This is a genomic window from Stenotrophomonas sp. YJH_SMC_80 (genome assembly GCF_059372495.1).
On record NZ_JCAFVP010000015.1, the window covers coordinates 13088 to 33907 of the forward strand.

Annotated in this window: 15 protein-coding genes and 1 pseudogene; 11 read left to right on the plus strand and 5 right to left on the minus strand. The window is 66.5% G+C overall.

Annotated elements, in window-relative coordinates:
* The first annotated feature begins 194 nt into the window (after window positions 1-194).
* The 3 genes from AC5P99_RS18400 (at window position 195) to AC5P99_RS18410 (ending at window position 4326) form a co-directional block, all read left to right on the plus strand.
* Entirely contained in the window at window positions 195-647 is a 453-nt protein-coding gene (locus tag AC5P99_RS18400; protein ID WP_005411167.1) for a PA2169 family four-helix-bundle protein, read from the plus strand.
* A 317-nt stretch (window positions 648-964) separates the two neighbouring features.
* A complete protein-coding gene (locus AC5P99_RS18405; protein ID WP_495213411.1) occupies window positions 965-3493 on the plus strand; it encodes an RHS repeat protein in 2529 nt (842 codons plus the stop codon).
* A 476-nt stretch (window positions 3494-3969) separates the two neighbouring features.
* Window positions 3970-4326: a hypothetical protein gene (locus AC5P99_RS18410; protein WP_495213412.1), complete on the plus strand. Its 357-nt coding sequence runs from the start codon at window positions 3970-3972 to the stop codon at window positions 4324-4326.
* Window positions 4327-4441: 115 nt separating this feature from the next.
* On the opposite strand, the gene AC5P99_RS18415 is transcribed toward AC5P99_RS18410, so the two are convergent.
* Window positions 4442-7798, minus strand: a complete 3357-nt coding sequence (locus AC5P99_RS18415) for an autotransporter domain-containing protein (RefSeq protein WP_495213413.1) — start codon at window positions 7796-7798, stop codon at window positions 4442-4444.
* A 188-nt stretch (window positions 7799-7986) separates the two neighbouring features.
* On the opposite strand from AC5P99_RS18415, the gene AC5P99_RS18420 reads away from it, so the two are divergent.
* Both AC5P99_RS18420 and AC5P99_RS18425 read left to right on the plus strand, forming a co-directional pair.
* A complete protein-coding gene (locus tag AC5P99_RS18420) occupies window positions 7987-8187 on the plus strand; it encodes a hypothetical protein (RefSeq protein ID WP_005411162.1) in 201 nt (66 codons plus the stop codon).
* Window positions 8188-8343: 156 nt separating this feature from the next.
* Window positions 8344-8694: a VOC family protein gene (locus AC5P99_RS18425; protein WP_005411161.1), complete on the plus strand. Its 351-nt coding sequence runs from the start codon at window positions 8344-8346 to the stop codon at window positions 8692-8694.
* A 15-nt stretch (window positions 8695-8709) separates the two neighbouring features.
* Here AC5P99_RS18425 and AC5P99_RS18430 read toward each other — a convergent pair whose 3' ends face one another.
* Window positions 8710-9339, minus strand: coding sequence for a TetR/AcrR family transcriptional regulator (locus AC5P99_RS18430; RefSeq protein WP_005414565.1), 630 nt, complete (start codon window positions 9337-9339; stop codon window positions 8710-8712).
* A 126-nt stretch (window positions 9340-9465) separates the two neighbouring features.
* On the opposite strand from AC5P99_RS18430, the gene AC5P99_RS18435 reads away from it, so the two are divergent.
* On the plus strand, window positions 9466-10938 hold the full coding sequence (locus AC5P99_RS18435; protein ID WP_495213414.1) for an MFS transporter: 1473 nt from the start codon (window positions 9466-9468) through the stop codon (window positions 10936-10938).
* 10 nt (window positions 10939-10948) lie between these two features.
* Here AC5P99_RS18435 and AC5P99_RS18440 read toward each other — a convergent pair whose 3' ends face one another.
* Window positions 10949-11254 carry a KGG domain-containing protein gene (locus AC5P99_RS18440; RefSeq protein ID WP_024957919.1) on the minus strand — a complete coding sequence of 102 codons (306 nt, stop codon included), beginning with the start codon at window positions 11252-11254 and terminating at the stop codon, window positions 10949-10951.
* A gap of 121 nt (window positions 11255-11375) precedes the next feature.
* Between AC5P99_RS18440 and AC5P99_RS18445 the strand changes: the two are divergent.
* The 3 genes and pseudogenes from AC5P99_RS18445 to AC5P99_RS18455 all read left to right on the plus strand — a co-directional run.
* Window positions 11376-11656: pseudogene (locus AC5P99_RS18445) on the plus strand (S41 family peptidase); the annotation flags it as partial.
* Window positions 11657-11754: 98 nt separating this feature from the next.
* Window positions 11755-12648 (plus strand): NAD-dependent epimerase/dehydratase family protein, encoded by an 894-nt coding sequence (locus AC5P99_RS18450; protein WP_495213415.1) that lies wholly within the window; start codon window positions 11755-11757, stop codon window positions 12646-12648.
* A 209-nt stretch (window positions 12649-12857) separates the two neighbouring features.
* Entirely contained in the window at window positions 12858-15389 is a 2532-nt protein-coding gene (locus AC5P99_RS18455; RefSeq protein WP_043034588.1) for a methyl-accepting chemotaxis protein, read from the plus strand.
* Window positions 15390-15466: 77 nt separating this feature from the next.
* On the opposite strand, the gene AC5P99_RS18460 is transcribed toward AC5P99_RS18455, so the two are convergent.
* Window positions 15467-15853 carry a DUF2628 domain-containing protein gene (locus AC5P99_RS18460; protein WP_005414559.1) on the minus strand — a complete coding sequence of 129 codons (387 nt, stop codon included), beginning with the start codon at window positions 15851-15853 and terminating at the stop codon, window positions 15467-15469.
* A gap of 217 nt (window positions 15854-16070) precedes the next feature.
* Here AC5P99_RS18460 and AC5P99_RS18465 point away from each other — a divergent pair, with 217 nt between their 5' ends.
* Window positions 16071-16244 (plus strand): hypothetical protein, encoded by a 174-nt coding sequence (locus tag AC5P99_RS18465; RefSeq protein ID WP_005411154.1) that lies wholly within the window; start codon window positions 16071-16073, stop codon window positions 16242-16244.
* Window positions 16245-16304: 60 nt separating this feature from the next.
* Here AC5P99_RS18465 and AC5P99_RS18470 read toward each other — a convergent pair whose 3' ends face one another.
* The gene (locus tag AC5P99_RS18470; RefSeq protein ID WP_108269982.1) at window positions 16305-18350 is read right to left on the minus strand and encodes a TonB-dependent receptor domain-containing protein; all 2046 of its coding nucleotides are present in this window, start codon (window positions 18348-18350) and stop codon (window positions 16305-16307) included.
* 496 nt (window positions 18351-18846) lie between these two features.
* Between AC5P99_RS18470 and mdoH the strand changes: the two genes are divergently transcribed.
* The gene (mdoH, locus tag AC5P99_RS18475) at window positions 18847-20772 is read left to right on the plus strand and encodes a glucans biosynthesis glucosyltransferase MdoH (RefSeq protein ID WP_049395441.1); all 1926 of its coding nucleotides are present in this window, start codon (window positions 18847-18849) and stop codon (window positions 20770-20772) included.
* Window positions 20773-20820 lie beyond the last annotated feature (48 nt).

A 20820-nucleotide genomic window follows, 5' to 3' on the forward strand; every position in this document is an offset into this window, starting at 1 on the left:
AGGCATCGCATGCTTGTTTTCCGTGAACATTCAATGATGCCGGCAATGAAGAAGTCAGCACGTGTTCCGCATGGTGATGTGTACATCAATTCGTACTCACCCGGCCGGCACACGAGGACGATGATAGTGAGGTCGAAGGCAGTGCCGACGCGCTGCCATTCTCCACTGACTTTCGAGCACACAGGAGCGACGCCATGAGCACCCAGTCCACCATCGAACATCGCCTCAACGACCTGATCGAGATCGCGCGTGACGGCAAGTCCTTCTATGAGGAAGCCGCAACGAAGGTAAAGGATGCCGAACTGTCGGCACTGTTCACCCGTATCGCCGGGGTCAAGGCGCGGATCGTCGCGGCGCTGAGTGGTTCGGTCGCCGCCAGCGGCGGCAAGCCGGCCGAGCACGGCACCATGGTCGGTTCGATGCAGCAGTTCTACGGCAAGGTGCGCGCCGCGTTTGGTGATACCAACTACGGCTACGTGGCCGAACTGGAAGAATCCGAAGACCGCCTGCTGGGCGCGTTCAAGGATGTGCTGCAGGACAACGATCTGCCGCCGGCGGTGCGCCAGGAAGTGACCCAGCTGCTGCCGGATGTGCAGGAGTGCCACAACGTCATGCGGGCACGCAAGCACGCCATGAAGGCCGCCTGACGTCCCGCGCCGGGCGGCCGATCGCGGCCGTCGAGCCCCGGAGGCGCGTCATGCCCCGGGAACCTTCGCAGCCCGGCAGGGCTGCGAAGGACCGGGCGTCCCGCCCCGTTTCCATGGTTATACTTGGCCGAGTCCAGGGAACAGGCGCGGCATGACGAAGGGGGCTTCGTCCAGCATCAACGTCAATCGCCAACCGGATGCAGTCGCGTCCGGTTTTGTGCGTGTGCGCGGTTTGCTGTGATGTGCGCTTCGCCGGTCTTTCCGTTGCCTGGTCCTGGTTGTCCCATCGCCATCCATTGCGAACAGGCCCACTGACGATGCGTCGAGTCAATGCACTTTCCGCGATGATGTTGCTGGGCACGGTTGTGGGAAGTGCGGGGGCGCAGTCCTACAGCAAGACCAACGTCATCACCTATCACGATGATCTGTCGAAGTGGGTGCTTGGCCAGGTCCGGACGTCGGTCAACCAGGACACGGGCCGGACCGAGTCCCAGGTGGATTATGACCCGGCCACCGCGAAGCCCCAGCGGATCCATGCCTTCGGCCAGCTCCAGCAGACCATTCACTACAACAGCGACGGTACCGTTCGCGCCGTGGTGGATGGGCGTGGCAATACGGTGAGCCTGTCCGGCTGGAAGCGCGGCATCCCCGGGAACATCCAGTATGCGGATGGTTCGACCCAGTCTGCCGGCGTGGATGACAATGGCTGGATACGCTGGATCACCGATGGCCGGGGCAACACCACGCGTTACGACTACGACGCGATGGGGCGCATGTCGCTGGTCGACTACCCCGACGGCGATACGGTGGACTGGGCGTCCACCACGACACAGTTTGCCCAGGTGGGCGGCGCCGAGTACGGCATTCCTGCCGGTCATTGGCGGCAGACGGTCAGCACCGGCAATGCGCGCAAGGTCACCTACTACGATGCGCTGTGGCGCCCATTGCTGGTGCGCGAGTACGACGCGGGCAATGAAGCCGGCACGCGGCGGGCCTCTGTGACCGCCTATGACACGGAGGGGCGGGTCACCTTCCAGTCCTATCCTGTCGCGGGGGTCGGTACGGTCCAGGACGCCGGAACTGGCGTCCGTACGACGTACGACGCACTTGGGCGGGTGGTCCAGGTCAGCCAGGATTCGGAGATTGGCGCGCTGGTCAGCACAACCGAGTACCTGCCGGGGCGGCGCGTGCGCACGACCAATGCCAGGGGTATCCCGACCGTCGTGACCTACACCGGTGCAGATGCCGCGAAGCTTGACTGGCCGGTACGTATCGAACTGGCAGAGGGAGCCGTGCTGGATATCCCGCGGGACGTCTTCGGCAAGCCGACGTCGATCACCCGCAGGGCCAGCAATGGCTCGGTGACGTCGACCCGGCGCTATGTCTACGATGCGGCGCAGCGGTTGTGCAAGACGATCGAACCGGAAACCGGCGCCACCGTAATTGACTACGACGCCGCATCGAACCCGGTCGGAAGCGCGCAGGGGTTGGACCTGTCCGATGCAGGCAACTGCAACCAGGACATTGCCGCGGCAAGCGGGCGCCGGGTGGTGCGTTCCTATGACGCACGCAACCGGCTCGCATCACTGCAGTTCCCCGACGGCAATGGCAACCAGCGCTGGAGCTACTGGCCCGATGGCCTGGTCAAGCAGGTCACCACGTTGAACGCCGGGGTGGAGACGCACAACAGCTATGCGTACAACCGTCGCGGGCTGCTCATCGGTGAGGTGCAGAGCCCCACCGATGGCGAAGCGCTGGCGATGGGGTATGCCTACGACGCACTGGGCAACCTGTCCGCGCATCGCTATCCCTCCGGCAACGTGGTCGCGTATGCGCCCAACGCGCTGGGACAGGCCGGGCAGGCGGGCTCCTACGCCGCTGGCGTGGTCTATTACCCCAACGGCGCGATTCGTCAGTTCACCTATGGCAACGGCATTGTCCACTCGATGGTGCAGAACGCGCGCCAGTTGCCGGATGAAAGCCAGGACACGCTTGGCGCAACCCGGATCCTCAGCGACGGCTACGACTACGATGCGGTCGGCAATGTGATGGCAATCACTGACGGTGCCACGGGCCGCAACCAGCGTGGCAACCGCAATCTGGGCTATGACGCGCTGGATCGGCTCGTTTCGGCTTCCTCGCCCATGTTCGGCTCGGCGAGCTACAGCTATGACGCGTTGGACAACCTTACGCGGGTGACGATTCTCGGCCGTGACCATCACTACTGCTATGACAACGCCTGGCGCTTGACCAACGTGAAGATCAACGGGTGCGGAGGGTCAACCGTGGTCGGCCTGGCCTACGATGCGCAGGGCAATCTGCGGGCGAAGAACGGACAGCCGTTCACCTTCGACTTCGGCAACCGGCTGCGTGCGGCGGCAGGTTCCGAGAGCTACCGTTACGACGCTGACGGTCGCCGCACACAGACAGATTCATCGTTCGGACGGATCACCTCGATGTACGACCACGCCGGCGTCCTCCGCTACCAGGCGAGCGAGCGCGAGGACAAACGGACCGATTACATCACGCTGGGCGGAAGCCTGGTCGCCAAGGCAGCGGTGCCGATGCGGCGTTCGCCGGCCGCGAAGGACTTCGTTGGGTGGTCGCCTGTGGCCTCTGCCGTCCGCTACGTCGTCGAGGAAAGCGTGGACGGGGTGACCTGGACCACGGTCTACGAAGGCAACGCCGCGAACTGGACGTCGGCCGCACGCCCTGCCACCAGCTATGCGTATCGCGTGCTTGCCTGTGGCGCCACGGGGAGCTGCACGCCAGTGTCCGATGTCTCGCATGTCCAGCGTCCGCAGGGTGACATCGTGCCTCTGCTGTACCAGCTGCTGCTGGGCTGAGCGTAGCGGGCTGCACCGGCCGCAGTGCACCGTCAACCGGTTGTTCATGACAGGGGAAGGAAGAACATGGCTGGAGTACGTGCTGTATCGCGCCCGCGTGGACCATCGGCGGCAAGGTCCTGCTGGCGGTGGTGGCAGTGCTGGGAACTGGCCTGGCCTCAACGGCAAATGCTGAGCCTCACAATCTGGAAGGCCATCGGATCGTATCCGTCGCAACGGGCTGGGGCGGGGAAGGATTCTACCTGGTGACGCAAGGTGTGCTTCCAGCGGGCTCGGATTGTGGGGGTGGCAATCGCTTCATTCTCCTCAATGATCATCCGATGCAGAGGGAGATGGTCTCGATGCTGCTCATCGCCTGGCAGAACAAGCTGCGTGTCGGATTGCGTGTCGACGGCTGCACCTCCGGGGTAATGCAGCTGAGGGCCGTGACGATGCCTGAGGCCTGATGTCTGAATCCACAGGGGAACTACATGATGATGAGTGACGCGACGCCGGGCTTCCGCAGGAGGCTGGGAGCGGGGGTGGCCTTGACGTTGGCCTTGTGCCTGTCTGCACCACTGAAGGCGGAGCCAACCAGCGATCAGATGACGATTCTGTCGCTGCGGCCGTACATGGACGGCCCGGCGGGAATTGTGTACGTGCATGTTTCGAGTACGGCCTTCTGCAATACCGATACCTTTGCAATCGACATGTCCCGGCCGGGTGCCAAGGAAGCGTACGCTGCGGCGTTGGCAGCGCTGACATCGGGGAAGAATGTCCGGCTCGAGGCGTTCAACTCCACCGGGTGCAATGGCTGGGCGACCCGGCTCCAGTCGATCTTCATCCACGCGTAACGCTCCACGGATGGATCCAGGACGCGATGATCCTGAGGTATCGCGCATGGCCCTGGGGCGTGGATAAAAAAGGGGCGGCCCTGAGGCCGCCCCAAACCGTCAGGAGAACACGCGTCTAGAAGCGAACCGACCAGCGCATGTTGGCGCTGTGGTCGCGGCTTTCACTGCCGTACTGGCCGCTGTAACCCAGCTCCAGCTGCTGGCGCGGGGTCAGCCAGGCCGACAGCCCCAGCTCGGCCACAACGGCGCTGTCGGCAATCGGGGCGCCTTCGACCGCGAAGGTGGTGGTGCTGTTGGCGAATGCGAGGTCGGCCAGCTGGCGGCGGTCACCCGAGGCACGGCGGTAGCCCACGCCCCCACGCAGGTGCAGCCAGCTGTCCTGCTGGAACGATGCCTTCAGGCCCTTGTCGAAGCGCAGGCCAGCGGTGGCGATCGTGGTGCCGGTGTCGTCCACCTTGCCGTGCAGGGCGGCTGCACCACCGCGCTCGTTGATCTGCTTCAGGTCCACCTCCACGCGCGCGACCTGCAGGTAGGGTTCCAGCCCGGCCTCCGGGCCACCAAAGCGGTAGCCGGCTTCGATGAAGGCCTGGCGGGTATGCGCGTTGTAGCGGGCGCTCAGGCTGTCGCTGAACCCTGCGAAGTCGACATCGCGGGTGCTCTTCACCTTGTGCTTGCTCCAGGCGACGCCGCCACGCAGGCCGAGGCCGCCCCAGTTGTGACTGGCATATGCACCGAAGTGGGTGTTGTCGATCTTCGACTTGGCACGAAGCGCCTGCTGCTTGACGTCGGTGCGGCCGGTGCCAGCCAGCACGCCGACCTGCCAGCCAGAGAACTCGTGGTCGATACCGGCCAGCAGGCCGTTGCTGTTGGCTTCGGTGCGGGCGGTATTGCTGTTGCCGTCCAGCCTGCTGTTGCCGCCCAGAGCCTGCACCCAGGCGCCGGTGGCGTCGCCCGCATCGGCGCCTGGCGCGACTGCACCTGCACGGCGGGACAGCGCGGCATCGCGTACGTAGCGGCTGCCTTCCACCAGTGTGAGCGGCGTGGCTGCGTGCAGTTCGCCGCTGAGGCCGTCGAGCACGCCGCCGACCTGCTGCGGGAACAGCTGGGTCAGCGGCTTGGGCAGGCCCTGGTTGATTGCCAGCAGGTCCGCCGCGGCGGCCACCGCGCGCTGGTTCGGGGTGGTGGCGGCGCTGGCCAGCGAGGCACCGCGTGCCACGTCGATGCGGGTGCCATTGGCTCCGTAGGCGAGGCTGAACTGCAGGAACGGCGAGAACGCGCTGAAGTCGGTTTTCGCGAACTGGCCGTTGATGCCACCGTCGGCGCGGATGAAGTTGAACTGCTCGCCGAGATAGTAGATGCCTGGTTCCGGCAACGCGACCAGCGTGCCGCCGAGGGTGGCAGTACCGGTCACGTGCAACTGGTCGCTACGCCCGCCAGGCGCGAGTTCGGCGGCGTAGACGCCGGTCGCGCCCTGCACGTAGTCGCCGTTGATGGTCAGCGTGCCGATCGAATTGCCGGGCGCGATGGTGCCGTCCACTCGGGTGCTGCCCAACGTGCCGATACCCTTCAGCAGGCCGTTGCTGCCGACCGTGGTGGTGCCGCCGGTCTGCATGCCATTGAAGGACACCACGCCGCCATTGACGGTCAGGTTCCCGTCCTTCAGAACGCCGCTGGCGCTGACCGTGCTGACGCCACCGGTGGTGGTGAGTGCGGTGGAGACCAGGCTGCCGTTGAGCAGGAACCGGCCGCCTTGCACATCGACCGCCGAGGTGAGGGTGTTGCTGCCGTTCAACTCCAGCGTGCCCTCGCGCAGCACCGCGCCGTTGAAGCTGTTGTCGCCGCTCAGGCGCAGCCAACCGATGCCGGATTTGGTCAGCGTGCCGGGGCCGCCGATGTCATTGGTCCAGTCGTCCCAGGCATCGCCTTCCCACACCTTCAGGCCGCCGGCCCTCTGGTTCATCACCACGTTGGTATCCACGCGCAGCGAGCCATAGCCCTCGATGGCCCTGCGCAGGTCAACCATGCCCCAGCCGTAGATCGGGTCGACGCCTGCCGCACCGAGATCGCGCGCGGTGGTCAGCAGGACGTCGCGCACCTGGGCGTTGTCCAGGTAGGGGAAGCGCTCCATCAACAGGCCGAGTGCGCCGGTGATATGGGGGGCGGCCATGGACGTGCCGGTCTTCAGGCCGTAGTCGTACGTGGGATTCTGGCTGTCGATGAGAAGACGGACGTAGTCAGCGGTCTTCTCCAGCCGTCCCTGGATGTCACCGGAAACGATGGTGCTGAGGATTGCCGTGCCGGGTGCGGAAATGCACCAGTTGGCGGCAGCGCCACAGATGCTCGAGCCTGCGTTGATCACGTAGTCGGTTTCACCATTGGCTGTATTGGGCTGGCGAACGTTGGCGACGGCCAGCCAGTAGGGCTCGATCTCCGGCTTCCAGCGCGGCAGGGCCGCGGTGATACCGGCGACGGCGCCGCTGCCATTGCCGGCCGACCAGACCTGGATCAACTGCGAAGCGGGGGCGTTCGCACTGTCCTTGTAGATGCTTCCGTATACGTCGTAGCCGGCACCGATGCGTGCGTACTGGGCATCCAGTGCGGCCACGGTCATGTTCCGGGTGGAGATGCCCCAGCTGTGATTGATGGCACGCACGCCTTGTGCCTGCAGCTGCGCGTACATGTCCAGCCTTGCGGCACCATCGGGATCCGTCCGTTCCACGGCTTCAGGCAGGTAGCCTCCGCTCGCCTGGCGCCTCCATTCGTAGTAAGTGTCACCAAATACACGGGCGGTCGTCAGATCGGCACCGAAGGCGACGCCGTGCATCCCCGTGCCATTGCGGTTGGCGCCAATGGTTCCGAGGACATGCGTGCCGTGATCGGCATAGCGGAAACCCCATTCACGGCCTGCGGCAATGATGTTGGCCTGCAGGGAAGCAGGCACGCCCGCGCCGAGCGTGTAGTAGTTGATACCCGGTTGATCACCCTGTGTCTGGCTGCACGCGCCGGTACCGCCGACGGTTCCCGGTGACGCACAGTTCGGGCCGATGGTGATGCTGGAGGTGTTGCGGCCGGCGAATTCGGGGTGAGCCAGTGCCGAGCCGGTGTCGAACAGCGCCAGGCGCACGCCCTTGCCGGTCAGGCCGCGGGCATACGCGTGGTCGGCCCCCATCGCACCCAGGCCCCAGTCGGCGTTGAATTCATCGCTGCGCCAGCTGGCGGCATCGCCCGGATTGCCGAGCAGGGCGGTGCCGGTTGCCGCGGGCGTGGCGGCCGTCGATGCTGCAGGCGCGCTGACGGCGGGCTGTGCCCACGCCGCCTGCAGCTGGCGCTGTTGCTGCCATGCGTCGAGCGCCTCGCCGGCCATGGCGGGCGCGGCAGCGGCAAGCAACAGAGAGCTGGACACGGCCAGCGCGAGGCGGCTGTGCAGCGGGGAGCGGGAGTGGGACGAACGGCCGTGCAGCGGGTGATTCATCGGGCAACTTCCTTGGTGGACGGGCAACAAGGCCGTTAACGCCAATCCGTGGCGACATCCCCCATGCATGTGAAAGGAAAATTGTGAACAGGTTAAGTGTGCGTGACAGTGGGCTTCACTTCGTCTCCCCGTGTCCTCGCTAACGTGGGCCGGCCTGGGCTCACCAGGCTTATCAAGGAGTGATGGCGATGCGTGTTGTCAGGAAGGTGATCGCAGTGGCGGTATTCGCGTTGGCGTGTACCGGTTCGGTGGCAGTGGCAGGGCCGGTCGAGCCCTGCGACCAGCCGTGCTGGCGGGCTTATCAGATGTGCCTGGCCAGTGGCACCGATGCCGGTGAATGCCAGCAGGCGTACAACACCTGCGTGGTCGATCTGTGCATGGGCGTGTGAGTCGCGCCGTTTGAGCCGTACGCGGAGCCCCGTCATCGACGGGGCTCTTCTGTTCCAGCGATCGCCTCAGGTGGCGATGCGGGCATCTGGCCTGAGCCCGCTTGCGGGCCATGCATGCAGCGGCGAGGATGTGAAATCGCACCGGAGCCGCTGCACATGGCCGTCAAACGCATTGTCGCCAACATCGCCACGCCCGACCCGGCGCGTGCCGCAGCGTTCTATGGCGGGCTGCTGGGCATGCCGGTGGTGATGGATCATGGCTGGATCGTCACCCATGGCGGGCAGGGCAGTGCGCTGGCGCAGGTGAGCTTTGCCAGCGAAGGGGGTTCCGGCACCGCGGTGCCCGATCTGTCGATCGAAGTGGACGACCTGCAGCAGGTGCTGGAGCGCATGCACGCGGCCGGCATCCCGCTGGAGTATGGCCCGGCCGACGAGCCTTGGGGAGTGCGTCGTTTCTTCGTCCGCGACCCGTTCGGGCGGCTGTTGAACATTCTCGCCCACACCTGAGCGGGAAGCGTTCCTTCAGCGGCGTCTGCCGCTGCGCGTCGGCGCTGCCGGAACGCCGACCATGCGCAGGCAATCCGCTTCCACAGCGGCGATGAAGGCATCGGCATCCTGTGCGGGTGTGGCGATCAGGTCGTCGGTGGCCCCGTGCACGCCGGCATAGATCAACGAGGCGGTGACCTGTGGAGCAGGCAGCTGCCACAGTCCGGCTGCGTTGCCCGCTTCGAGGATGCCCAGCAGCTGCTGCTGGATCGCATTGCGCTCGGCATTGCCCCGCTGGTGGTGGTGATGGTTGGCGTACACCACGTCATGCAACGCGTGGGTGCGCGCGTAGATCTCGATGTTGGCGCGGATCCAGGCGCGCAGGCGCGCTGCGCCATCACCGGCAGGGTGTTGCTGCACTGCCTGCTCGACTTCGTCCATGAACTGCCGCGTGTAGCGCTGCGCCAGCGCCTGCAGGATCTCGGTGCGGGAGGCGAAATAGGTATAGAAAGTGCCCTTGGCCACGTCGGCCGCGGCGACGATGTCGCTGATGGTGGTGGCGTCCACACCCTGCGAAAGGAACAACGCCTGCGCGGCGTCCATCAGTTCCTCCTGGCGGGTTTCGGCGGGCTTGGTGCGAGGCCTGGCGACAGCTGGGGTCTGCATGGTGGGCGGTATCCGGGTGTGACGGACGCCATTCTAGCTGCCCCTTCGCATTGACTGACCGCTGGTCATTGACCGACGGTCAGTCAGTCGATAGCATGCGCGCACATCCTCCCCCCGGATCCACGCATGAGACGCCTCCAACGGCCCGCCCTGGTGCTGGCGGCCTACCTCGGTACATTCCTCGCTTCGCTGGACATCAGCATCGTCAACGTGGCCCTGCCAACCCTGCAGCAGGCGCTGCAGACCGACATGGCGGGCCTGCAATGGGTGATCAACGCCTATGCGATCGCACTGTCGGCGCTGATGCTGTCGGCCGGTCCGTTGGGGGATCGCTATGGTCATCGGCGAATGTGGTTGCTGAGCGTCGCCACCTTCACCATGGGCTCGCTGCTGTGCGCCTGCGCCAAGGACCTTTCGACCCTGGTCGCCGGGCGCGCGGTGCAGGGCGTGGCAGGTGCGCTGTTGATTCCCAGTGCGATGCCGATCCTGAGTCACGCATTTCCCGATCCGGGCCAGCGTGCACGCGTGATCGGTGGCTGGTCCGCTTTCAGCGCGCTGGCCCTGGTGCTCGGCCCGTTGCTCGGCGGTGCGCTGGTGCAGCGGGCCGGCTGGCCCAGCATCTTCCTGATCAACCTGCCTTTGGGGCTGCTGGCGTTTGTGCTTGGCGCCTGGGGCATCGCCGAGCGACGGCACCCGCAGCACGCCGCGCTGGATCCGGCCGGGCAGCTGCTCAGTATCGGCGCGCTGGGCGCACTGTGCTATGGCCTGATCGCGATCGGCGAGCAGGGCCTGCTGGCCCCGGTGACGCTTCTGGCGCTGGGCGCCGCAACTGCGGGGCTGATCCTGTTCGGCATCGTCGAGCGGCGGGTGGCACGGCCACTGCTGCCGCTGGACCTGTTTGCCGACGGTCGCTTCCGCATGCTCAACCTGGCCTCGTTCGTGCTGGGCTTCACCGCCTATGCGAGCCTGTTCTTCCTGTCGCTGTTCTTCCAGCAGGCACAGGGGCACAGCGCCGCGCTGGCAGGCTCGCAGCTGGCTCCCCAGTTCCTGTTGATGGGTGGTGTCTCGCTGTTGTTCGGGCGCCTGGTTGCCCGCCTCGGGCTGCATGCCGCGCTGGTGCTGGGCTACGTCCTGGCCGGTGTGGCGCTGTGCGCAATGGCCACGTTCGAACCGGCTACTTCGCGCGCTCATGCCACTGCCGTGCTGATGCTGCTTGGCATTGGAATGGGGCTGGCGGTGCCGGCGACCGGCATGGCGATCATGGCCAACGCACCGGCCGAACGCGCAGGTATCGCGTCAGCCACGATGAACGCGCTGCGCCAGGCAGGCAGGAGCCTGGGCATCGCGCTGATGGGCAGCCTGATGGGCCAGCGTGCCGTACAGCAGTTCGCCGCCTGCGCACAGGCCGCAGGGCAGCAGCGGCTTGTTGCGCAGGCGCGTGAACTGATCCTGCACCCGGGCTCGATGCACGCCACGCCGCAGGTGCTGACCTGGTACCGCAGTGCGATGGCCAGCGGGTTCGGTTGGGCGATGGCGGTGGCGGGTGCGCTGGCCCTGCTTGCGGCGCTTGGGCTGCATCGGCAGCGTGCATCGGCTTGACGCGCAGCAATCAGCCCTGCTGGCGTTGCGGGTCCTCTGCCGTGCGTTCGATCGCCTGAGGCTGTTGTTGCTGCTGGCGCGCGTTGGCGTGGCGTGCGTGTCCACCTTCGCGTCCGATCGTGGCCATGTGCTGGCGGTCGCGGCTGATCGCTTCGCCGCCCTTGCGGCCTGCGACACGTGCTTCGGCCGGACTGAATTCGTGCGCATTGCCGGAGGCATGTGCCGCGCGCCCGCCCTTGGCGGCGATCGCGCGCTGTTTGTCCTGGTCCATCGAGGCGAAGCCCCGGTTGGAGCTGCGCGGGTTCTGCTCAGTCATGTGAAATCTCCTGCAGTGTGGACGCCGCCTTCGTGGGCGACGGCGTCCATGCTTGGCCATCGCACGCTAAGTCCAGGTCGCCATCTTCGCCCCGGTTTTCACGCGCCCTGCGCACGGGGATGATCACGCAGCCGGCCCGGCGGCCGCATTCGTCGCGTATTCACTGCCGGCCCTCGGATGCGCGGCAAGGCCGGCGGCCGCAGTGGCGGTGCCGCACATATGTTCGATGATCCTGTGCTGCTGCCCGATGGCTATCAGATAAACGTTCCGGACCGGCAACCGATCAGACTGCGCACCGGTGGAAACTGCGAACGGACCGGTGTCGCGCCCCACGCGGCAGGCGGCGACGATCCACTCTCCATCGCGCGTCAACTGCTGGCTCCGCCGAAGTCGTCAAGATGAACGCACAGTTGCGTGGTCGTCCTATCGCAGATGTTCCGCTGCATGCCTAGAATCGAAGCATCCCGGTAGTTCCCGGGCGCTTCGAGTGAATGGACTCAATGAAGATTCTGTTGACCGGCAGTTCCGGGCGGATCGGGCGCGCGATCTTCGGCGCGCTGGCGGCTGCCCATGAAGTGGTGGGTCTGGACCGCAGTCCGTTTGCCACCACGCGCATCATTGCCGATGTCACCGATCATCAAGCCGTCGTGCGCGCGGTGCAGGGCGTCGACGCGGTCATCCATACCGCGGCCCTGCATGCGCCACACGTCGGCCTGGTACCGGACGCGGTGTTCCAGCAGATCAACGTGGACGCGACCGCGCACCTGCTGCAGGCGGCGCGCGAGGCAGGCGCACGGCGGTTCGTGTTGACCAGTACCACCGCGCTGTACGGCCACGCGGTGGTGGCAGGGGGATGCCGCTGGATCGATGAGGATACCGAGCCGCTGCCGCGAACGATCTACCACCGCAGCAAGCTGCAGGCCGAGGCCCTGGCTGAAGCTGCCGCCGCACCGGACTTCGGGGTGCGCGTGCTGCGGATGGGGCGCTGCTTCCCGGAACCGCCGGAACGGATGGCGATGTTCCGGTTGCATCGTGGGATCGACGCCCGTGACGTGGCCAGTGCCCATGCCGCGCTGCTGCTGGATGAGGGGCCGGCCTTCGCCCGCTACATCGCCTGCGCCTCAACCCCGTTCCGTCGCGAGGATTGCCTGGAACTGGCCACCCAGCCGCGCAATGTACTGGCCCGGCGCGTACCGCAGCTGTTGGCAGAGTTCGAGCGCCGCGGCTGGCCGTTGCCGCTGAGCGTCGACCGTGTCTACGACAGCGCCCGCATCCGCAGGGAGCTGGGGTGGCAGCCGCGTTTCGGGCCGGACGCCGTGCTGCAGCAGTACGCCGCAGGCAGCATCGAGGTGTTGCCACGCGCGGAGTGGATCAAGGATCGGGTGGCCGAATAGGGGACGCGGGGACGGATCCCTCCCCCGTCCCTGAGTGGATTCAGGAATGTGTAGGCCGGTCGCCTCAACCTCGTTGGCAGGCGGCCGCTAACCCGGTGCGCTTCCTGCGCCGGGCGGGTCCCGGCGGCCGGTGGCCTGCGCGACGGATCGCGCGCCTGCGCGGTGCCCTCCCGGTGCCGGTCGTCCTGAACTGCCTTGCGGACCCCTCCATGCCTTCTTCCCGTTCCGCCGCTGCCCGCCGCCCGGGCAGCATCGCCCACAAGCTGATGCTGGGCACCGCCGTCATCGCGCTGCTGTGCTTCGGCCTGACGGCGTTCCTGATCTATCGCCAGGCCAGTGCCAGCCTGATCGATGCCTCGCGCCAGACCATGACCAGCGAGGCCAACGCCGAAGCGCGCCAGGTCGCCGCCGACCTGGGCACGGCGTTCGCCAGCAACGATGCCATGGTCGAAGCCGTGCTCGCCCAGCGTGCGCGGGGTGACGTGCCCGATCGCGCCAGCCTGGCTGCCGTGCTGGGCGAGCAGCTGCGCACCCACCCGGAGTGGCTGGGCAAGAGCACCATGTGGGAGGCCGATGCCTTCGATGGCAAGGATGCCGAGTTCGCCAATACCGCGATGCACGATGCCAGCGGCCGCTACATGAGCTACTGGGCCTGGCATGACGGCAAGCCGCAGCAGTCGACCATGACCGACTACACCGAAGCCGCCGACGGCTCGGCCGACTGGTACGTGGTACCCAGCCGCGACAAGCTGCCCAAGGTCAGCGAGCCCTATGCCTACGACATCGCCGGCCAGCAGGTGCTGATGAGCACGTTGAGCTCGCCGATCGTCGAAAACGGTACCTTCCTCGGCGTGTTCACCGTCGACTTCTCGCTGGCGGCGCTGCAGAAGCACCTGGCGACGCTGACGCCGATGGGCGCAGGCCGCGTCGAGCTGCTTTCGCCCAACGGCGTGGTGCTGGCCTCGGCGAATGCCGCCGAGATCGGCAAGCCGCGCACCGACGCATTGACCCGCAGCATGCTGGCCGACATCGCCGCCGACCGCCGGTTCGAAGCCTTCACGCCCGATGCAGCCGGCAACGTGCGCGTCTACGTGCCGCTACGCGTGGGCAATGCCCCGCAGCGCTTCGCGCTGGGCGTGGTGATGCCGCACGCGGTGATCGTGGCCGAGGCGCGCCAGCTGCTGTGGTTGACGCTGCTGGTGGGCGTGGTGGCCGCGCTGACGCTGAGTGCCGGCGTCTATGTGCTGCTGCGCCGCCTGGCGATCCGCCCGTTGGCCGAAGCGGTGCGGGTGGCGGGTGACGTCGCCGCCGGCAAGCTCGACAGCACCTTGCCTGCGCGCAGCAACGATGAAGTGGGCCGCCTGCTGGACGCGATGCAGGGCATGCGCGGGCAGCTGCAGGCGGTGATGGCGGCGCAGGCGGAAATGGCGCGCCGCCACGATGCTGGCGAGCTGAGCTACCGCATGGACGCCACTGCCTTCCCCGGCGAGTACGGCCGCATGGTGGCCGACAGCAACCAGCTGGTGGCTTCCAGCAATGCGGTCACCCAGCGCCTGGTCGAGGTGATGCAGCGTTACGCGGTGGGTGACCTCAGCGTGGACATGGAAGCGCTGCCGGGCGAGAAGGCGGTGTTCACCGCAGCGATGGCCACCACCAAGAGCAACCTGGCCGCGATCAACGAGCAGATCCAGCAGCTGGCTGCCGCCGCGGCAGCCGGCGACTTCGCTGTACGCGGTGATGCCCAGCGCTTCGACCACGATTTCCGCCGCATGGTGGAGACCCTCAACATCATGATGCAGGTGAGCGATCACAACCTGGCTGAGCTTTCGACGCTGCTTCGCGCGATTGCCGCCGGCGACCTCAGCGCACGCATGCGCGGTGATTTCCATGGCGTGTTCGCGGTGATGCGCGACGATGCCAACAGCACCGTGCAGCAGTTGACCCAGATCGTCGGCCAGATCCAGCAGTCGGCCGCCAGCATCCGCCTGGCGGCGGGTGAGATCGCTGCGGGCAACAGCGATCTCTCGCGTCGTACCGAGCAGCAGGCCGCCAACCTGGAAGAAACCGCCGCCTCGATGGAGGAGCTGACCTCCACCGTGCGCCAGAACGCCGACCACGCGCTGCAGGCCAATACCCTGGCAGGATCCGCCGCTGACGTTGCCAGCGAGGGCGGGGAAGTGGTCAACCAGGTGGTGCAGACCATGGAGCAGATCGAGGCCTCCTCGCAGCGCATCGCCGAGATCATTTCGGTGATCGACGGCATCGCGTTCCAGACCAACATCCTGGCGTTGAATGCGGCGGTGGAAGCGGCGCGGGCCGGTGAGCAGGGCCGCGGCTTCGCGGTGGTCGCCAGCGAAGTGCGCGCGCTGGCGCAACGCTCGGCGGGCGCAGCGAAGGAGATCAAGGAACTGATCGACGCATCCGTGGCGCAGGTCGGTGCCGGTGCGCAGCTGGTGCACGGTGCGGGCCGTACCATGCAGGCCATCGTCGGCCAGGTGGGGCGCGTCAACGAGATCATGGCCGAGATCTCGGCTGCGTCGCGCGAACAGTCCGCCGGCATCGAGCAGGTCAACCAGACCGTGGTGCAGATGGATGAGACCACCCAGCAGAACGCCGCACTGGTGGAGGAAGCCAGCGCCGCGGCGCGGGCGATGGAGGAGCAGGCCGAGCAGCTGGCCGTGGCGGTCTCGCGCTTCCGCCTGCAGGCCGAACCGGAGGCCATGGCCCGCCGCGCGGCCTGATCCCGGAAACGAAGACGCCCGGAGGGGGCCGGGCGTCGGTTGCATCCTTGCCGCGCATCCTGCGCAGGTCTGATGGCTCAGAACATTCCTTCAAACGGGTTCCAGCTGGTACGGCCTTCCACCTTCTCCAGGTAGTAGCTGTAGTTGGTGCTGGAGGCGACCAGCAGGTTCATGGCGATGAACAGCATGCGCCCGACGACGTCCGGAAGGAACATGGAGACGATGGCCAGCACGATGTTGATGCCGATCACCACCAGTGCCTTGCGCCACATGCCAAGAATCAGCAGGTAGATGGCACCGAAGAACAACGCGAAGAAGTTCAGGTTGATCTTCAGGCGGTCACCAAAGGACAGCGCCTTCCAGGCCTGCTTGAAGCCGGGGTTCTTGGGGGCGCCGTGCTGGCGGAAGAAGTTGAAGCGGAACTGCCACTTCGGGCTGAACTGGGACAGGTCAGTGGTATTCATTGGGGGGAGACATCCCTGTGAGAAAACGTTTTCATGATAGGGCAAGTCCTATTCAGGATCCAAGCGTCACCGTCAAAAATGTGACGCCTGCCTTGTTCCGGCTGCTGCGGCAGGGGCGCGCACCGTCACCCGCCCGCCTTGTTTTTAGGATAGGGTGCGCAGTTCCGCTGCCGCACCAGCTGAATCCGTGCGGCGGCGGGATGTCCATGGAGGTTGCATGACCACACCTGCTACACCGGAAAACGCACCGGGACCGGTGCTCCTGCCGACACCTGAAGTGGTGCAGGCACAACAGCTGCTCGCACGCCAGCAACTGGCGGTGGCGATGGACCGTGCACGCACGGCGGCTACGCAGAGCGCGGCGCCCGCCGCCGCATTGGAAAGCGAGTAATCCGCAACACCGCCGATCGCGCCGGCCCGTCGCCAGCGCGATCGCGGCGGACGCTCTTGGTCAGAACCGCGCGGTCATGCTGAGGAAGTAGCTGCGCCCGGCCACGAAGTAATCGGTGGAGCCTTCCGCATACAGCTTCTTGTCGGCCAGGTTGCTGACGCCGCCACGCAGGGTCAGTACCTCATTGACGTTCCAGGCCGCGGTCAGGTCATACAGCGTGTAGGCCTTGAGGAAGGTCGTCGCCGTGCCGGCCTGCCTGCCGGTGTACTGCGCCGACAGGCTGCTGGAAAACACCGCGTCGGGCGTCCAGTCCAGCGACGAATAGCCCGAGAATTCGGGGGTATCGATCAGGTTGCGGCCGGTGGTCAGGTTCCTGGCTTCCTTCATCCATGTCGCCGAGGTGCGCCAGCGCCAGTGCTCGCCGAAGCGGACATTGAAGCTGCCTTCCATGCCGCTGGTGCGTGCGCGCTGCACGTTGCTCATCCGCGTCCACCAGATGCCGTTGAACCTGCCCAGCGGTGCGTACTCGATCTTGTTCCTGAAGTCGGTGTGGAAGTAGGTCAGGCCGGCATCGACCAGGTCGTTGTCGAAGCTGATGCCGATTTCGCGGTTGGTGCTGGTTTCCGGGTCCAGGTCCGGATTGCCGGCCATGTAGCAGCCGCCGCGGGTATAGCCCAGCGGAATCAGCGAGGTGCAGCCACGGCCACCGGACTGGGTGGCGGCGCTGGCGGAGTTCTCGGTCAGGCTGGGGGCGCGGAAGCCCTTGGAAACGCCACCGCGGATGGTCCATTGCTCGGCCGGATGCCAGACCAGGTAGGCGCGCGGGCTGACGTGGCCACCGAATTTCTCATGGTGATCCAGGCGCGCGCCCAAGGTCAGTGCCAGGGTGCGGTGCAGCTTCAGTTCGTCTTCGACGAACAGGGCCCAGGTATCCACTTCCAGATCGGAGCCGCTGACGGCATTGCCGGCATAGTCGATCGGCGCGCGGCCGATGGTGTCGGTGTTGGTCAGCTCCTGGCGCTTCCACTGGCCGCCCACGGCGAACTGGTGTTCAACGCCGAGGGTGAACGGCGTGGTCAGGCTGCCCTCGATGATCGTATCGGTGGCTTCGGAACGGCCGGTAGCACCGATGTCGTTCCTGTACTCGGTCCAGTACGCACTGATCTTCGAATTGCCGAAGCTCCACTTGCCATCGTGGTTGAGCGCCAGCGAGCTGCGCTTGAGTTCGCTGGCACCCCAGGCGCCTTCATCCTGCTTTTCCAGCGAAGCGTCGATGAAGGCCTGCTGCACGCCATGGCCGGCTTCGAGCGACAGTTCCTGCGCGTCGCTCAGTTTCCACTGCAGCAGCGCATCGACATTGCGGTCCTTCTCGCCTGCATACGCGTTGCCGTAGACACCGCCATTGGAGCGATCCGAATCGCGGCGCATGCTGTTGGCACCGATGCGCAGGCCGAAGCGCTCGCCGAGCGGCCCGGAGAACGTCGCACCGATCTGCTGGGTGTCGCCGCGCTTGCCATCGCCCGGGCGGGTATAGCTGTGGGTGGCGCTGCCGCTCCAGTCATCACCGATGCGCCGGGTGATGATGTTGATCACGCCGCCCATGGCGTCGGAGCCATACAGCGACGACATTGGTCCGCGCACCACTTCGATGCGCTCGATCTGGTCAGGCGAGATCCAGTTCAGGTCCTGGCGGCCCAGGTCCGGCCGGTAGTTGGTCGAGGCCGAGCTGCCCATGCGCTTGCCGTCCACCAGCACCAGCGTGTAGTTCGACGGCATGCCGCGCAGCTTGATCTTGGACTGCTCGCCAACCGCACTGAGGCCACCGGTCACGCCGGGCACGCGGCTGAGCAGGGTGGCCAGGTCGTGCACCGGCTGGCGCGCGATGTCCTCGCGGCTGATCACGCTGATGCTGGCCGGCGCATCCTTGATCCATTGCTGGTTGCCCGAGGCGGTGACCACCACGGTATCCAGGTCCTTGGTGGAGGCATCGGCGCTGGCCTCTGCAGCGGCCAGGCCGGGCAGGGCCAGCAGGCAGGCAGTGGCCAGGGCACTGGCCAGGCGGGTGCGCGGCAGGCGCGCGGAACGGGAGCGGAACGGCTGGGACATGACGGCTTCCATCGAATGAGGGGGGACCGGATGGAAGCAACGGGCACACGCAGACAAGCAGGCAGGCCCCCCTTCCATGGGTCGTAGGGCGCACGGTTCGGGCCGGCGCAGCTGGGTGGGTCTCGGCCGTACGGAAGACGGCGACCTGCCTGGTTAATGAAATGATAACCGTTCGCGTTTGTTACGATCCAGTACCCGGTGCCACGAAGCGACATTCCGCTGCGCGGTCCACCATCGCCTGCTGTTTGCTGAATGGGGATAAATCCCGGCGTAGACCTTCGCACTCGGCTTACATCCGGCGCCCTAGACTGGGCCGCATTTTCGATTCCGCCCCGTTGGAGATCGTGTGGGTTCCGGTAGTGACAGACAGCGACTGTGCGGCCAAGGGCCGGTACAGCCAGGACAAGTGCGGGCGCCGGGAAGGCGCGCCGGGAACCTTCGCGCATGCAGCCCGGCCGGGACGGCCGGCCATGCCGATCGTGGGGAGTAAGCGGTGATGGGGGGTCACACCATCCACGCGGAAGCGGATGCGCCCCGGCTCGACGCCGGCTGGGCGCTGCTGCCGGCCGAATCTCCGCTGCCGATGCCCGAACAGACCCTGCGCGAAGGCAAGCTGAAGGTCCGTCGGCACCGTACCTCGCCACGCCTGATCGGCCTGCGCCGGTTCTACATCTTCGGCGGCACCCTGGCCATGACCGCCATCGCCACCCGCATGATGTGGCGGGTGCTGTCGGCCAATGGCATCAGCGTGCTGGAAGCCTGCCTGCTGGTGCTGTTCGTCGGCCTGTTCGCCTGGATCGCGCTGTCCTTCGCCAGCGCCGTGGCCGGCTTCCTGACCGCCGTGTTCGACCGTGGCTATCGCCTTGGCATCGACCCGGACAAGCCGCTGCCGACCGTGCACAGCCGCACCGCGCTGCTGATGCCGACCTACAACGAGGATCCGCGCCGACTGCTGGCGGGCCTGCAGGCGATCTACGAGTCGGTGGCCGCCACCGGCCAGCTCGAACGCTTCGACTTCTTCGTGCTCAGCGATACCCGGCGCGAGGACATCGCACGCGCCGAGGAGCAGGTATTCGCCGAACTGCGCGAGCGCGTGCCGGACGGCCAGACGCGGCTGTTCTACCGCCGCCGTGGCGACAACAGCGGGCGCAAGGCCGGCAACATCGCCGACTGGGTGCGCCGCTTCGGTGGCGCTTACCCGCAGATGCTGATCCTGGACGCCGACAGCCTGATGACCGGCGACAGCATCGTGCGCCTGGTGGCCGGCATGGAACACAACGCCGATGTCGGCCTGATCCAGACCCTGCCCTCGGTGATCGGTGGCCGCACCCTGTTCGCACGCATGCAGCAGTTCGGCGGTCGCGTGTACGGCCCGGTGATTGCCCGTGGCGTGGCCTGGTGGCATGGCGCCGAGAGCAACTACTGGGGCCACAACGCCATCATCCGCACCCGTGCCTTCGCCGACCACGCCGGCTTGCCAGCGCTGCCGGGGCGCAAGCCGTTCGGCGGTCACGTGCTCAGCCACGATTTCGTCGAAGCGGCGCTGATGCGCCGTGGCGGCTGGGCCGCGCACATGGTGCCGTACCTGGGGGGCAGCTACGAAGAAGGGCCGCCGACCCTGACCGACCTGCTGGTGCGCGACCGTCGCTGGTGCCAGGGCAACCTGCAGCACGGCAAGGTGGTCGGCAGCCGTGGCCTGCACTGGATCAGCCGCACCCACATGCTGATCGGCATCGGCCATTACTTCACCGCGCCGATGTGGGCGATGCTGATGCTGATCGGCATTGCGATCCCGCTGTTCCAGGAAGGCATCGATTTCAATGCCCTGCTGCACCTGTCACCCAGCGTGTACTGGCGGGCCCAGGACGAGGAGCAGGTGGTGCGCCTGTTCGCCGCCACCATGGCGGTGCTGCTGCTGCCCAAGGTGCTGGGCTATCTGGCGATGCTGCTGGACCCTGTCGACCGCCGCGGTTGCGGCGGTGCGATCCGTGCGTTCGTGTCGATGCTGGTGGAGACCGTGCTGGCCGCACTGATGGCACCGGTAGTGATGTACGTGCAGTCGCGCGGCGTGGCCGAAGTGCTGTCCGGCCGCGATTCCGGCTGGGACGCACAGCAGCGTGACGATGGTGGCATCTCGTGGATGGCCTTGATCCGTGGCTACGGCGGGTTGGGCGTGTTTGGTGCGTTCATGGGTGTGCTGGCGTGGGCGGTGTCGCCGTCGCTGGCAGCCTGGATGGCGCCGGTGGTGATCGGCATGGTGCTGGCCGTTCCGGTGGTGGCGCTGACCTCCTCGCGCGGCCCGGGTGCCTTCCTGCATCGCCTCGGCCTGCTCGACATCCCCGAAGAGAACATTCCGCCACCGGTGCTGGTGCGCGCCGCGCAGCTGCGCCGGGAAGCCGCCGAGCAACCGCCGCTGTACTGATGGCCCTGCACCAGCGGCATAATGCGGCTCGAACTTGAAGGAGCCGCA